The sequence below is a fragment of the Burkholderia sp. Bp8986 genome (genome assembly GCF_003854225.1).
In the GTDB taxonomy this organism is placed as follows: domain Bacteria; phylum Pseudomonadota; class Gammaproteobacteria; order Burkholderiales; family Burkholderiaceae; genus Burkholderia.
In genome coordinates this window covers 274,220-288,103 of the sequence record NZ_QTQM01000002.1, presented here as the reverse complement: position 1 = coordinate 288,103, position 13,884 = coordinate 274,220, and the positions used below count along the sequence as shown (strand labels likewise).

Below are 13,884 nucleotides of genomic sequence, written 5' to 3'. Positions count from 1 at the left end.
CAAATCGGGTCCGATCGTATTGCCGAAGTCATGGCGCGATGCGCGACGAAGCTACGCGTTTCCGAGATAGCCGGATGCACGGGCCGCAGGTACGATCGCCGGATATGGGCGCATGTCCGTTTTCGCCGGGGGTGCCATGTCGATTCATCCCGTCGCGCTCGTTTGCACGGCGATCCTGGGGTTGATGCTGTTCGGGCTCGGCCTGGTCGTGTCCGTCACGCGCTTCCGGCGTACCACCAATTCCGGGTGTGCGTCCGATCCGACCGACGGATTGCACAAGATCGTGCGCGCGCATGGCAACACGGCCGAATACGCACCGTTTCTCGCGGTGCTGTTTCTCTATTTCGGCGCACACGACCCATCGCGCGCGATCGTCTCGTTGATCGTCGCGGCAACCGCGTGCCGCTGCCTGCTCGTGATCGGATTGCTCGCATGGCCGACCATGGCGAGGCCGAATCCCCTGCGTTTCATCGGTGCGCTCGGCACGTATCTGTGCGGCGCCGCGCTATGCGTCGCGCTGTTCGTCTGAGCAGGCCGCTGTCGCCATGGCAGCTTCGCGGGATCGTGCCGCCGCGCGGTCTCGACGAAGCAGTGGATCAGCTGGCCGCACGACCGAATCGCGCACCTGCTTGCCGATGACGAAGCCGCGCGCGAGCAGTTGCTGCTGGAATGCGGGAAGCATCGAATAACCGAGGCGCTGGTCGTACGGCGACGCCGGCGTTGGTAAAAATGGCGCGTGATTACAGCCTTTCATTCACCTGACGAAATGATCGATCAGGTGATCGATGAAAAGCCGCGCGTTGCGAGGAAAATGGCGCCGGCTCGGGTATACGACGTTCATCTCGAGTTCCTCGAGCCGATAGTCGGCGAGCAGTTCGCGCAGCCGGCCGGCGGCGAGATCCGGTGCGGCGAGGAAGTCCGGCAGCACCGCGATGCCCATGCCGGCGAGCGCCCAGTTGCGGATCAGCCCGATGTTGTTGGGCTCGTGGTGCATCGACGCGATCGTTTCCTCGACGCGGTCGATTTCCTCGATTACGTGCCGGATCTGGGCGAGGTACAGATGACCGGCGTCGCTATCGCCACAGAAGCTTCGCGGGATCGTGCCACCGCACGGCCTCGACGAAGCAGTGGATCAGGTAGTCGCACGCGACCGTGTTGAGCGCGTCGCGGCGCGTCAGCACGCCGGCCGACACGGTCGGAATCGTCTCCTTCACGTCGATCGTGACCATCCGTTCCCGGATCCAGTCGACTTCCATGAAATGCTTCGGCACGCACGACACGGTGTCGGTGTGCACCGACAGCGAGAACGCCGCGCTGAACGAGGTGCATTCGACGATCGGCTGCGGCGCCCGGTAGCCGTGCGCGACGAACACGTTCTGCAGCAGCCGGCCGATGCTTTCAGGCGACGTGTTCAGCACCCACTGCGCATCCTGCAACTGCGCGAGCGACGTGCAGTGGCGCAGCGGATTGCTCGCGCGCGTCATCAGGATCAGCTCCGATTCGAGCAGCGGCCGGAACGTGAATTCGGGTGACAGCCGCGTCGCATCGACGATCGCGATCACGAAGTCGAGCGAGCCGTCGCGCAGGCGCGGCAGCGCCGTGTCGAGAAAGCCTTCGCGCACGTCGAGGCGGATCGTCGGCATCCGCTGCCGAAACGCGTCGAGCGCGGCCGGCAGGAAACCGAGCGACATCAGCGGCGTCAGCGCGCACGCGAGCGCGCCTTCCTTGCCGCCTGAAAGCTGGATCACGTCGTCGCGCGCGTGCTGCATCTCCGCGAGGATCAGGCGCGCACGCGCATAGACGGCCTGCCCGAAGCGCGTGAGCTGCGCGCCGCGCGCGTTGCGCGTGACGAGCGGCACGCCGAGGTCCTGCTCGAGTTCGCGGATCGCCTTCGTGAGCGCGGGCTGCGACAGGTGGATCGCGCGCGCGGCGGCGCGCAGGCTGCCGTGTTCGGCGATGGCGGCAAGCGCCCGGAGCTGGTGGTGTTTCACGGCGTGGCAGGGCGCGGCGGCAGTGGCGACCTTCGCATCCTACACCGCGGCGGCGCGCGAAAAGCACGCGATAACCGGGCGTTATCACGATCGGAAAATGTCGCTCCGGGCTGCGTATTTTGAATGCCTAGACTGCATGCGCAGGCCGTCGAACGGGCCGCGCACCAGACCCGCATAACCAGTACGGAGACTCATCTTCATGAAGGCGCCCCGAGCGGACAGCATGTTCGGCGGGCATGTCGGCGACGTTGCCGCATCCCCGTCCAATCGCCAGCTGATCGTCGCGATCACGATCGGCAACGGCCTCGAATTCTTCGATCTCACCGTGTTCAGCTTTTTCGCGGTGCTGCTCGGCAAACTGTTCTTTCCGGCCGCGTCCGCGCAGCAGCAATTGCTGATGTCGGTCGCGACGTTCGGCGTCGGCTTCATCGCGCGGCCGGTCGGCGGCGTCGTGATCGGGCTCGTGGCCGACCGCTTCGGCCGCGTGCCGGCGATGAACCTCACGCTCGTCACGATGGCGCTCGGCACCGGGATGATCGGCATTCTGCCGACCTATGCGCAGATCGGCATCGCGGCGCCCGTGCTGGTCGTGCTCGCCAGGCTGCTGCAGGGCTTTTCGGCCGGCGGCGAGGTCGGCGTGTCGACGTCGCTGCTCGCCGAACGCGCGCCGCCCGGCGAGCGCGGCTACTACACGAGCTGGCAGTTCGCGAGCCAGGGCGCCGCGGCGCTGGCCGGCTCGTTCGTCGGCTTCCTGCTGTCGCATTTCCTCGCCCCCGCCGCGCTCGAATCGTGGGGCTGGCGCGTGCCGTTCCTCGCCGGCGTGCTGATCGCGCCGGTCGGCCTGTATCTGCGCGCGCGCTTCAATGCGATCGAGCAGCACGCGCCGGCCGCGGCCGCGCGGCGCTCGTCCGCGGTACTCGGCACCGTGCTGCGGCGCGACGGCGGCGCCGTGCTGACCGCGCTCGGCCTCGTGGTCGGCGGCACCGCGGCGCACTTCATCGTCCTCTATTACATGTCGACGTACGCGATCCGCGTGCTGCACCTGCCGATGGATACCGCGCTGTGGTGCGGAATCCTGTCAGGTGCGGTGATGTTCGTCGCCGCGCCGATCGGCGGACGGCTGTCGGACCGCACCGGCAGCAAGCGCGTCGCACTGTGGACGCGCGTGGCGCTGACCGTGCTGATCCTGCCGGGCTTCTGGCTGATCCGTGCGGTGCCGTCGATCGCGACGATGTACGCGGTCGTGATGCTGCTCGCCGCGCTGCACTCGATCAATGCCGGCGCGAACGGCGTGATCCTCGCGGAACTGTTTCCGAAGAGCACGCGGGCGACCGCGCTGTCGATCGCGTATGCGGGCGGCGTGTCGATCTTCGGCGGCTTCGCGCAGTTCATCGTCACCTGGCTGATCGGGGCAACCGGCAATCCGGCCGCGCCGGCGTGGTACGTGATCGTCTGCGGCGTGCTGTCGCTCGTCGCGCTCGCGTTTGCGTCCGATCGAAGCGCTCAGGATGACTGACCGATCTTCCTTTTCTTCCATTCGCCCCATGACCACCACCGTTTCGTTTTCGTCGTCGCCGGCCGACGTCGCCGCCGGCGACCTGTGCGACCTGCCCGCACGCACCATGCTCGATCTGCTGAAGGCGCGGCAGATCAGCGCGTGCGACCTGCTCGATGCGCATCTCGCGCGCATCGCGACGGTCAACCCGCGCGTGAACGCGCTCGTCACTGTCGTCGATCCCGATGCGCTGCGTGCCCGCGCACGCGAGATCGACGCACGCTGGGCGCGCGGCGAATGGTTGGGGCCGCTGCACGGGCTGCCGGTGTCGCAGAAGGACCTGACCGCGACGCGCGGCGTGCGCACGACCTTCGGCTCGCCGCTGTTCGCCGATCACGTGCCGCAGCACGACGCGCTGATCGTGCGCCGCTGCGCGAGTGCCGGCGCGCTGATGATCGGCAAGTCGAACACGCCGGAATTCGGCGCCGGCTCGCATACGTTCAACGCGGTGTTCGGCGCGACCCGCAACCCGTGGGACCTGACGCGTTCCGCGGGCGGCAGCAGCGGCGGCGCTGCCGCGGCGCTCGCCTGCGGGATGAATCCGCTCGCGTGCGGCAGCGACATGGGCGGCTCGCTGCGCAACCCGGCCGCGTGGAACAGCGTGGTCGGGCTGCGGCCGTCGCCGGGCCGCGTGCCGCGCGCGCCGGACCTGAACGGCTGGGCGACGCTCGGCGTCGACGGGCCGATGGCGCGCGACGTCGCCGACACCGCGCTGCTGCTGTCCGCGATCGCCGGGCCGAGCGGCGAAACCGCGACTGAAATCGCGGAGCCGGGCGCGCGCTTCGCGCAGCCGCTCGAACGCGATTTCCGCGGCACGCGCATCGCGATGTCGCGCGGCTTGCCCGGCGTGCCGGTCGATCCGGAGATCCGGCGCGCCGTCGATGCGCAGGCGCGCGTGTTTGCGTCGCTCGGCTGCGAAGTCGAATTCGACGATCCCGATCTTTCGGAAGCCGAAGAAGTATTCCGCATCGAGCGTGCCTGGATGATCGGCACGCTGGTCGACGGCTTCGACGAACGGCAGCGTGCCGCGCTGAAGCCCGAACTCCTCGACGAATACCGGCTGCATCGGTCGCTCTCGGCCGCGGATCTCGGCCGCATGTTCGTGCGCAAGACACGGCTGTTCGACCGGATGCGTGCGTTCATGCAGCGCTATGCGTTCTACCTGCTGCCGACGACGCAGGTGATGCCGTTCGACGCCGCGCTGCGCGTGCCCGCCGATGTGCGCGGTATCGCGAACACGACCTACATCGACTGGATGCGCGTGTGCTGGCTGCTGTCGTCGACCGAGGCGCCGATCCTGTCCGTGCCGTGCGGTTTCTCCGCGACCGGCTTGCCGATCGGCATGCAGATCGTCGGCCGCTACCGCGACGACTGGGGCGTGCTCCAGTTCGGCCATGCGTACGAAGTCGCGGCCGGCAGTCGCCGGACGCTGCCGCCCGTCGTCGCCGACGCGCTGCGCTGACCACTTTTCCCGGCTGATAGCGGACCGTTCCGGTCCGTGCCGGCAGGCCGCGCGCCTGCGGGGGGCGCGCACGCCAGCGTTTGGCCATTCGACCCGCGCAATGGAGATCTCTCGATGAAACAACGGCTGTTGGCAGGCGCGGGCGTCGCGCTGATCGCGGGTGCGGCGCACGCACAGAGCAGCGTCACGCTGTACGGCATTATCGATGAAGGGCTGACTTACTCGAGCAACGTCGCGGTGACCGGCGCGAACGGCGTGGCAAGCGGCAAGCCCGCGCTGCGGATGCTCGGCGGCGTGCAGCAGGCGAGCCGCTGGGGGCTGCGTGGCAGCGAGGATCTCGGCGGCGGGCTGAAGGCCGTATTCACGCTCGAGAACGGGTTCGATCCGAGCACCGGCAAGCTCGGGCAGGGCGGGCTGATCTTCGGCAAGAAGGCGTTCGTCGGGCTGTCGGGACCGCTCGGCACCGTCACGCTCGGGCGGCAGTACGACACCAACGTCGACTTCCTCGGCCCGCTCGAGGCCGCTGCGCTGTTCGGCGGCTACATGGTCGCGCACCCCGGCGACCTCGACAACGTGAACAACGCGAACTCGACCAACGACGCGATCAAGTTCACCAGCAACGACTACGGCGGGTTGCGCGTCGCCGCGATGTACGGGGTCGGCGGCGTGGCGGGCGCGACGACGCGCAACCAGGTGTGGTCGGCCACGGCCGGCTACACGCGCGGGCCGCTCGCGGTGGCGGCCGGCTACCTGAATGCGCGCAATCCGAACGTGTCGTTCTTCGGCACGACCGGCAGCCCCGCGCCGACCGTGGGCGGCGTGCCGGGCAACAACATGCTGTCGCCGGTGTATTCGGGCTATGCGTCGGCGCGCACGTTGCAGGTCGTGGCGCTCGGCGGCACCTATGCGATCGGCGCGGTGACGCTCGGCGCGATGTACACGAACACGTCGTTTCGCCAGCTCGGCGATCTGTCGTCCGGCCCGAATCCGGGTGGCGTGTCCGGCAACGCGGTGTTCAACGACGCCGAGGCGAGCGTGCGCTATCAGTTCACGCCTTACCTGTTCGGCGGCGTGGCGTACGACTACACGCGCGGCGGCGGCGTGGACGGCCGCGACGGCGCGACGTATCACCAGGTTGCCGCGGGGCTCGACTATTTCCTGTCGAAGCGCACCGACGTCTACGTGAGCGCCGTGTTCCAGCGTGCGTCGGGCACCGACTCGACCGGGCATGCGGCGGTCGCGGCGATCAACGGCCCCGGCGCCTCCGCGAACGACCGGCAGTTCCAGGCGCGGATCGGCATGCGCCACAAGTTCTGATCAGGGAGACGGCGAGCGGCTGCGCGGTGATATCCTCGCGAAACGCCCGCGACCGACGGGTGGATACCGACTGCCCGCACGCGGCCCGACGCCGTGCTGCGCGGCGTTTCCGAGGGAGAGCCGAACCATGAGCCGCAAATTCATTCTGAAGGGCGACACGACCGATCACGGCGGCGTCGTGCTCGACGGGATCGCCAATTCGTCGTTCGACGGCCGCGAGCTTGCCTATCTCGGCGCGCCGGTGTTCTGCGCCGCGTGCAAGACCCAGGGGGTGATCGTCTCCGATGGCGGCGAGCGGACGATGACCGTGATGGGCAAGGTCGTCGCGCTCGAACACGACCTGTGCCAGTGCCTGTGCGCGCCGCAGCCGAAGCTGATCCCGTCGCAGGGGACGGGCACCATCTCGGGCTGATGCCCGTCGACTCCGTGCGACGCGCGCGGCGCGCCGCCCGTCGTCAGACGCTGCCTGCGGTCTCGATCACCAGAATGCGCGCTTCTCCGAGCGGATGCGCGACATGTTCGGTGCCGACCGTCGCATGGAAGACGTCTCCCGTTTCGAGCACCGTCGCGTGCTCGATGCCTGCTTCGCGGTAACGCATCTCGACGCGGCCGTCGAGCACCGCAAAGACTTCCTCGCCGTCGTTCACGTGCCACCGGTACGGCTGATCGGTCCAGTGCAGGCGGACCGTGATGCCGTTCAGGTTCGCGATGTCCAGCGCGCCCCATGCGCGCTGTGCGGTGAAGGCGGTGCTGCGGATGATGTTCATCGGTAGGTCCGGTCCGTGAATGTGAAGGCTGCGGAGCGCGGGCAGGCTGCACGTCCGCGCGCCGGTTTCCGTGTACCGGGGATCAGCGCGACATCGCGCGCAAGGCCGCGTCGATCGTCTGCTTCCGCTTCTCGAGCCCCGCAGCCGAACGCTCGGTCACGCGCTTCAGGACCGATGCCGGCGCGGTATCCGGCGAGCCTGCATCGAACGGCGGCGCGGGCGCATATTCGAGCGCGAGCTGGATCGCCTGCGCCTCTTCGTCGCCGACCAGTTCGGCGGCGATCGTCAACGCGAAGTCGATGCCGGCCGTCACGCCGCCGCCGGTGATCAGGTTGCCGTCGCGCACCACGCGTTCGCGCACGGGCACCGCACCGAGCGGCGCGAGCAGCGCATGAAACGCCCAGTGCGTCGTCGCGCGGCGGCCGCGCAGCAGGCCGGCCACGCCGAGCAGCAGCGCGCCCGTGCAGACCGACGTCACGTAGCGCGCGGCGGCCGCGCGCTGCTGCACGAACGCGATCGTTTCGGCATCGAGCAGCAGCTCGTTGATCCCGATTCCGCCGGGCACGCAGATGACGTCGAGCGGCGGGCAGTCGTCGAACGTGCAGGTCGGCGCGAGCGCGAGGCCGCTGCTCGACGCGACGGTGTCGCGCGATTTCCAGACCAGATGAACCGCCGCGTCGGGCAGCGATGCGAGCACGTCGTGCGGGCCGGTGAGATCGAGTTGCTGGACACCCGGAAACACGAGAAAGCCGATATGCACGGTCATGCGAACACTCCGAAGGGAAGGGGCGGCGCCGCGGCCGGCGCACGATGGACAGATCGATTCTAGGCGCGTAGTGTTTGGCGAAATTGCCAGATCGCCCACGTTTTCAGCCAATCGCCATGCCAGCCGCTCCGCGCTCGATCCTGATCCTCGCGTTCCCCCGTGCGCAGTTGCTCGACGTGACCGGGCCGCTGCAGGTGTTCGCCTCCGTCAACGAACTCGCGCAGGAGTGCGGCCGGCCCGCGCCGTATGCGCCGCGCGTCGTGGCCGCCGAGGCGGGGCCGGTCGAGACGTCGTCGGGGCTCGTCGTGATGGCCGATTCGCTGCGCTCGGCCGGGCGGCCCGACACGGTGATCGTGGCCGGCGGCAAGGGCGTGCAGGCCGCGTCGCGCGATGCGCGCACGGTGCGCTGGGTCCGTCAGCAGGCGCAGCGCGCACGACGTGTCGCGTCGGTCTGCACCGGTGCGTTCCTGCTCGCCGAGGCCGGCCTGCTCGACGGGCGGCGCGCGGTCACGCACTGGGCGCGCTGCGACGAATTCGCCGCGCGCTATCCGAACGTGCGCGTCGAGCCCGATCCGATCTTCATCCGCGAAGGCGCGCTGTGGACGTCGGCCGGCGTGACGGCCGGCATCGATCTCGCGCTCGCGCTGGTCGAGGAGGATCTCGGGCGGGCGATCGCGCTCGATGTCGCGCGCGAACTCGTCGTGTTCCTGAAGCGGCCGGGCGGGCAGGCGCAGTTCAGCGCGATGCTGTCGATGCAGCGCACCGACGACCGTTTCGGCGAACTGCATGCGTGGATCGCCGAGCACCTGACGGCCGACCTGTCGGTGCCGGCGCTCGCCGAGCGCGTCAGCATGAGCGAACGCAGCTTCGTGCGGCACTACCGCGCGGGGACCGGCCGCACGCCCGCGCGCGCGGTCGAACAGATTCGCGTCGAGGCCGCGCAGCGCTTGCTCGGCGAAACCGCGTGGCCCGTCAAACGGATCGCCACGCGGTGCGGCTTCGGTTCGGAAGAGACGCTGCGGCGCAGTTTCGTGCGCGTGCTCGGCGTGTCGCCGCAGGGCTATCGCGAGCGGTTCGTGCGATAACGTGCCGGTGCGCGGCGAGCATGCCGCGCGTGGCAACCGGGGACGGAGCCGTCGACGTTCGGAACTGCGCGAATCGCGATCACTTTCGAGTCCGAAACGCTGCGACTATTCGGGCGAGGAGAACAATGGGCGGGGGCTTGTGCCGCGCGCATTGCGCGCTCTATTCTGTTCCGTTGGCGATTCGAAGGGGGCGCAGCATGGACCGCATCCAGGCAATGGAAGTTTTCACCCGCGTGGTCGACGCGAACAGCTTCACGCGCGCGGCCGACACGCTCGCGATGCCGCGCGCGTCGGTCACGACCATCATCCAGAATCTCGAGGCGCTGCTCGGCGTGCGCCTGATGCACCGGACGACGCGCCGGCTGTCGCTGACGCCGGAGGGCGCCGCGTATTACGAGCACTGCGTGAAGATCATCTCGGAGATCGCGGAAGCCGACGCGAGTTTCCAGACCGGCAACCGCAAGCCGAGCGGCGTGCTGCGCGTCCACATGCCGAGTTCGCTCGGGCGGCGCGTCGTGCTGCCGGCGCTGTCGATCTTCCGGCAGCGCTATCCGGACATCACGCTCGACCTCGGCCTTGCGGACCGCTACGTGGATCCGGTCGAGGAGGGTATCGACTGCATGATCCGGGTCGGGCCGCTCGAAGATTCGTCGATGGTCGCGCGCCGGATCGGCATGCTCAAGCGCGTGACCTGCGCGTCGCCCGACTATCTCGCGCGTCACGGCGAGCCGCAGGAGATCGCCGACCTGGCCGACCATCATGCGGTGAATTTCCGCGCGAGCCACGGCGCGCGGGCGATTCCGTGGGTGTTCATGATCGAGGGCAAGCCGGTCGAGGTGCGGATGAACGGCAGTGTCACCGTGAACGATTCGGATGCGTACGTGACGTGCGGGGTCGAAGGGTTCGGGATGATCCAGCCGACGCTGTTCATGGTGCTGCCGAACCTGCGCGACGGCACGCTGGTCGAGGTGCTGCCCGATTGCAATCCGAAGCCCAAGCCGATCTCGATCGTGTATCCGCACAACCGGCATCTGTCGCAGAAGGTTCGCGTGTTCGCGGACTGGATCGCGGAGCTGTTCGAGTCGACGCCGGCGCTGGAGGGCGGGGAGAACTGGCGGGGGAAGGTGCGGGCGGCGGCCGTGGAGGAGCGGGGATCGGTGGTGGCGTAACGTGTGGGATGCGCGTGCCTGCAGGGCAGGCGACGCGCGAATTCCTCGCACGCGCCGGATGACGCAATGAAAAAAGCCGCTGATCCTTGCGGAACAGCGGCTTTTCGCATTTGGTGGCGAATCAGGGACTCGAACCCCGGACCTGCGGATTATGATTCCGTCGCTCTAACCGACTGAGCTAATTCGCCGAAGACTTGAATTATGCTGATGTGCCGCCGGGCTGTCAACACCTTTTTTCATCTTCCCTGAAAAAAGTTGCCGGCGGCCCGTTCGGGCAGTGTAGCGGGCGGGGTGGCCGCCCGCTACCCGACCTCAATCCTGCGCGTAGATATTGGAGTCCTTCGTCTCCTTGACGAACAGCACACCGATCACGAACGTGGCCAGCGCGATCACGATCGGATACCAGAGCCCCGAGTAGATGTTGCCCTTCGCCGCGACGATCGCGAATGCGGTCGCCGGCAGGAAGCCGCCGAACCAGCCGTTGCCGATGTGATACGGCAGCGACATCGACGTATAGCGGATCCGCGTCGGGAACATCTCGACCAGCATCGCCGCGATCGGGCCGTAGACCATCGTCACGTAGATCACGAGGATCGTCAGGATCACGATCGTCATCGGCCAGTTGAGCTGCGCCGGGTCGGCCTTGGCCGGGTAGCCGGCCGCCTTCAGCGTCGACGCGAGCGTCTTGTCGAACGCCGCGCCTTGCGCCTTCGCGTCGGCCGCCTTGCCGTCATACGCGGGGATCACCGTATCGCCGACCTTGATCTGCGCGGTCGTGCCAGCCGGTGCCGCGACGTTCTCGTAGTTCAGGCCGGCCTTCGCGAGCGCGCTCTTCGCGATGTCGCACGAGTTCGTGAACTTCGACGTGCCCACCGGGTTGAACTGGAACGAGCAGGCGGCCGGATCGGCGAGGACCGTGATCGGCGCCTTCTGCGTCGCGAGTTCGAGTTGCGGGTTCGCGTAGTGCGTAAGCGCCTTGAACAGCGGGAAGTAGGTGAGCGCCGCGATCAGGCAGCCCGCGAGGATGATCGGCTTGCGGCCGATCTTGTCCGACAGCGAGCCGAAGAACAGGAAGAACGGCGTGCCGATCAGGAGGGCGATCGCGATCAGGATGTTCGCGCTGGCGCCGTCGACCTTCAGCGTCTGCGTGAGGAAGAACAGCGCGTAGAACTGGCCCGTGTACCACACGACGGCCTGGCCGGCGGTCAGGCCGACGAGCGCGAGGATCACGAGCTTCAGGTTCTTCCACTGGCCGAACGCTTCGGTCAGCGGTGCCTTCGACGTCTTGCCTTCCGCCTTGATGCGCAGGAACACCGGCGATTCGTTCAGCTGCAGCCGGATCCACACCGACACCGCGAGCAGCGCGATCGATGCGACGAACGGCACGCGCCAGCCCCAGCTGCCGAACGCTTCCTCGCCGATGAAGGTGCGCACGCCGAGGATCACGAGCAGCGACAGGAACAGGCCGAGCGTCGCGGTCGTCTGGATCCACGCGGTGTAGAAGCCGCGGCGGTTCGCCGGCGCATGCTCGGCGACGTAGGTCGCCGCGCCGCCGTACTCGCCGCCGAGCGCGAGGCCCTGCAGCAGCCGCATCGCGATGAAGATCACGGGCGCCGCGATGCCGATCGATGCGTAGCCGGGCAGGAAGCCGACCACGAAGGTCGAGATGCCCATGATCACGATCGTCACGAGGAACGTGTGCTTGCGGCCGACGAGGTCGCCGAGCCGGCCGAACACGATCGCGCCGAACGGACGCACGGCGAACCCGGCCGCGAAGCCGAGCAGCGTGAAGATGAATGCCGCGGTCGGATTGACTCCGGAGAAGAAGCTCTTGCTGATGTAGGCCGCGAGTGAGCCGGCCAGGTAAAAGTCGTACCACTCGAACACGGTGCCGAGCGACGACGCGAAGATCACCTTCTTCTCTTCGCCCGTCATCGGCGAGTGCGAAATTTGCCCGCCTAACGTTGCCATGAATCGTCTCCAAGTCCCTTGATATAGATGTGTGGCCGCCTTGGGTGGGCGGGCCTGTCGACGATTATTGGCACGGAAACTTACGGCGCACTGACTCGCGGGCGCAAAACGACTGCACGTTAACCCGCGCCGAATCGGCCGTTTCGTGCCCCCATCGTGTCGCGGCAGGGCGGTAAAACGCCGGTTTCGATGCGATCGAGGCGCGTATGCGGCGGTATGCGGTTCGGGTCCGCCCGTATCAGGATCGATCCGCGGCGGTGTCCGACAACGGCAGGCTGACGCGCACGAGCGTGCCAGCGAGGCGCGGTGCGCTCTGATAGACGTGATCGTCGAGCGTCAGCGTGCCGCCGTGCTGCGCGGCGATCTCGCGCACGATCGCGAGCCCGAGGCCGCTGCCGTCGCCTTCGCGGCCGAGGATCCGGTAGAAGCGCTCGACCACGCGCTCGCGTTCGCCGGCCGGGATGCCGGGGCCCGTATCCTCCACTTCGAGATGCACGCGCCGCGCCGCAGGCTCGGCCCGCACGCGCACCGTGATGCGGCCGCCTTCGGGCGTGTAGCGGATCGCGTTGTCGACCAGGTTGCCGAGCATCTCGCGCAGCATCACGGGATTGCCGTCGACGTCGAGCGGCGTGTCGTCCTCCGGGCCTTCGTAGCCGAGGTCCATGCGCTTCGCGAGCGCGGCCTGCACCCAGTCGCGCACCGTGCGGCGCGCGAGCGCCCCGATCTCGACCGGCTCGAAGGTCAGCCCGCTCGCGCGGTTCTCGGCGCGCGCGAGCGCGAGCAACTGCGTGACGAGCCGGGCGGCCTGCTCGGAGCTCGTCGCGATCTGCTCGAGCGAACGCTGGACGTCGGGCGGCACGGGATGGCGCAACGCGAACTCGGCCTGCGTGCGCAGCCCCGCGAGCGGCGTCTTCATCTGGTGCGCGGCGTCGGCGATGAAGCGCTTCTGCAGCGCCATGTTCTGTTCGAGGCGCGCGAGCAGGTCGTTGAACGACGTGACGAGCGGCTCGATCTCGGGCGGCGCGCGCTGCGCCTCGACGGGCGACAGGTCGTCGGGCCGCCGCGCGCGGATGTGCGCCTGCAGCGCGTTGAGCGGCGCGAGCCCGCGCGACAGCCCGAACCACACGAGCAGGATCGCGAGCGGCAGGATCACGAATTGCGGCAGGATCACGCCCTTGATGATGTCGTTCGCGAGCGCGTTGCGCTTGTCGAGCGTCTCGCCGACCTGCACGAGCACGGGCTGCGTGCTGCTCGACTCCGGCAGCGCGACGGTCGTATACGCGACGCGCACGTCGTTGCCGCGCAGCAGGTCGTCGCGGAACACGACGACGCCCGGCGGCGGGCGGTCCTCGTCGCGCGGCAGCGGCATGTCGGCCTCGCCCGCGACCAGCTCGCCGCGCGTGCCGAGCACCTGGAAGTAAACGCTGTCGACGTTGTCCGCGCGCAGGAAGTCGCGCGTCTGCTGCGGCAGCGTCAGCTCGGCGACGCCGTTGACCGGATGGATCTGCCGCGCGAGCACGTACGCGTTGGTCTCGAGCGCGCGGTCGAACGGGCCGTTCGCGATCGTTTTCGCGACGAGATAGGTGACGGCGATGCTCATCGGCCACAGCAGCAGGAGCGGCGCGAGCATCCAGTCGAGGATTTCGCCGAACAGCGAGCGCGGGCGCGCGGCCTCGGGCGTATCGGTTTCGTCGGGCGGCGCGAACGGGTTCTCGTAGCGTGCGTCGCGCACGGCGTCGGCGGCGGACGATGGCTCGCCGGTCGGATGGCGGGAATGGGCCGGCGTGGCCATCGCGGCGAC

The 13,884-nt window shown here is 68.4% G+C and carries 12 protein-coding genes, 1 tRNA gene and 1 pseudogene; 7 read left to right on the top strand and 7 right to left on the bottom strand.

Annotated elements, in window-relative coordinates:
- Positions 1-136 precede the first annotated feature (136 nt).
- The gene (locus DID99_RS03285; protein ID WP_124486999.1) at positions 137-529 is read left to right on the top strand and encodes an MAPEG family protein; all 393 of its coding nucleotides are present in this window, start codon (positions 137-139) and stop codon (positions 527-529) included.
- A gap of 225 nt (positions 530-754) precedes the next feature.
- On the opposite strand, the pseudogene DID99_RS03280 reads toward DID99_RS03285, so the two are convergent.
- Positions 755-1,075 (bottom strand): annotated as a pseudogene (locus DID99_RS03280) (LysR substrate-binding domain-containing protein); the annotation flags it as partial.
- Positions 1,074-1,991 (bottom strand): LysR substrate-binding domain-containing protein, encoded by a 918-nt coding sequence (locus tag DID99_RS03275; RefSeq protein ID WP_124570696.1) that lies wholly within the window; start codon positions 1,989-1,991, stop codon positions 1,074-1,076. The gene DID99_RS03275 and the pseudogene DID99_RS03280, both read right to left, overlap by 2 nt.
- A gap of 199 nt (positions 1,992-2,190) precedes the next feature.
- On the opposite strand from DID99_RS03275, the gene DID99_RS03270 reads away from it, so the two are divergent.
- The 4 genes from DID99_RS03270 (at position 2,191) to DID99_RS03255 (ending at position 6,737) form a co-directional block, all read left to right on the top strand.
- Complete coding sequence (locus DID99_RS03270) at positions 2,191-3,507, top strand: MFS transporter (RefSeq protein WP_124486907.1); 1,317 nt, start codon at positions 2,191-2,193, stop codon at positions 3,505-3,507.
- 28 nt (positions 3,508-3,535) lie between these two features.
- Positions 3,536-5,008: an amidase gene (locus tag DID99_RS03265; protein ID WP_124570695.1), complete on the top strand. Its 1,473-nt coding sequence runs from the start codon at positions 3,536-3,538 to the stop codon at positions 5,006-5,008.
- A gap of 114 nt (positions 5,009-5,122) precedes the next feature.
- A complete protein-coding gene (locus tag DID99_RS03260; protein ID WP_124570694.1) occupies positions 5,123-6,325 on the top strand; it encodes a porin in 1,203 nt (400 codons plus the stop codon).
- A 127-nt stretch (positions 6,326-6,452) separates the two neighbouring features.
- Positions 6,453-6,737 carry a PAAR domain-containing protein gene (locus DID99_RS03255; RefSeq protein ID WP_044844531.1) on the top strand — a complete coding sequence of 95 codons (285 nt, stop codon included), beginning with the start codon at positions 6,453-6,455 and terminating at the stop codon, positions 6,735-6,737.
- Between the two features lie 43 nt (positions 6,738-6,780).
- Here DID99_RS03255 and DID99_RS03250 read toward each other — a convergent pair whose 3' ends face one another.
- Together DID99_RS03250 and DID99_RS03245 are read right to left on the bottom strand one after the other, a co-directional pair.
- Positions 6,781-7,092: a cupin gene (locus tag DID99_RS03250; protein WP_124486910.1), complete on the bottom strand. Its 312-nt coding sequence runs from the start codon at positions 7,090-7,092 to the stop codon at positions 6,781-6,783.
- A gap of 82 nt (positions 7,093-7,174) precedes the next feature.
- Entirely contained in the window at positions 7,175-7,858 is a 684-nt protein-coding gene (locus DID99_RS03245) for a DJ-1/PfpI family protein (RefSeq protein ID WP_124570693.1), read from the bottom strand.
- Between the two features lie 116 nt (positions 7,859-7,974).
- Here DID99_RS03245 and DID99_RS03240 point away from each other — a divergent pair, with 116 nt between their 5' ends.
- Positions 7,975-8,943 (top strand): GlxA family transcriptional regulator, encoded by a 969-nt coding sequence (locus DID99_RS03240; protein ID WP_124570692.1) that lies wholly within the window; start codon positions 7,975-7,977, stop codon positions 8,941-8,943.
- A 197-nt stretch (positions 8,944-9,140) separates the two neighbouring features.
- Entirely contained in the window at positions 9,141-10,112 is a 972-nt protein-coding gene (locus DID99_RS03235) for a LysR family transcriptional regulator (RefSeq protein WP_124666059.1), read from the top strand.
- A gap of 111 nt (positions 10,113-10,223) precedes the next feature.
- Here the strand turns inward: DID99_RS03235 and DID99_RS03230 are convergent.
- From DID99_RS03230 to DID99_RS03220, 3 genes are all read right to left on the bottom strand, one after another.
- Positions 10,224-10,300: transfer RNA gene (locus DID99_RS03230), tRNA-Met, on the bottom strand.
- 124 nt (positions 10,301-10,424) lie between these two features.
- On the bottom strand, positions 10,425-12,083 hold the full coding sequence (locus tag DID99_RS03225; RefSeq protein ID WP_124486914.1) for an MFS transporter: 1,659 nt from the start codon (positions 12,081-12,083) through the stop codon (positions 10,425-10,427).
- A gap of 238 nt (positions 12,084-12,321) precedes the next feature.
- A complete protein-coding gene (locus tag DID99_RS03220; RefSeq protein WP_124486915.1) occupies positions 12,322-13,875 on the bottom strand; it encodes a sensor histidine kinase in 1,554 nt (517 codons plus the stop codon).
- Positions 13,876-13,884: the final 9 nt, after the last annotated feature.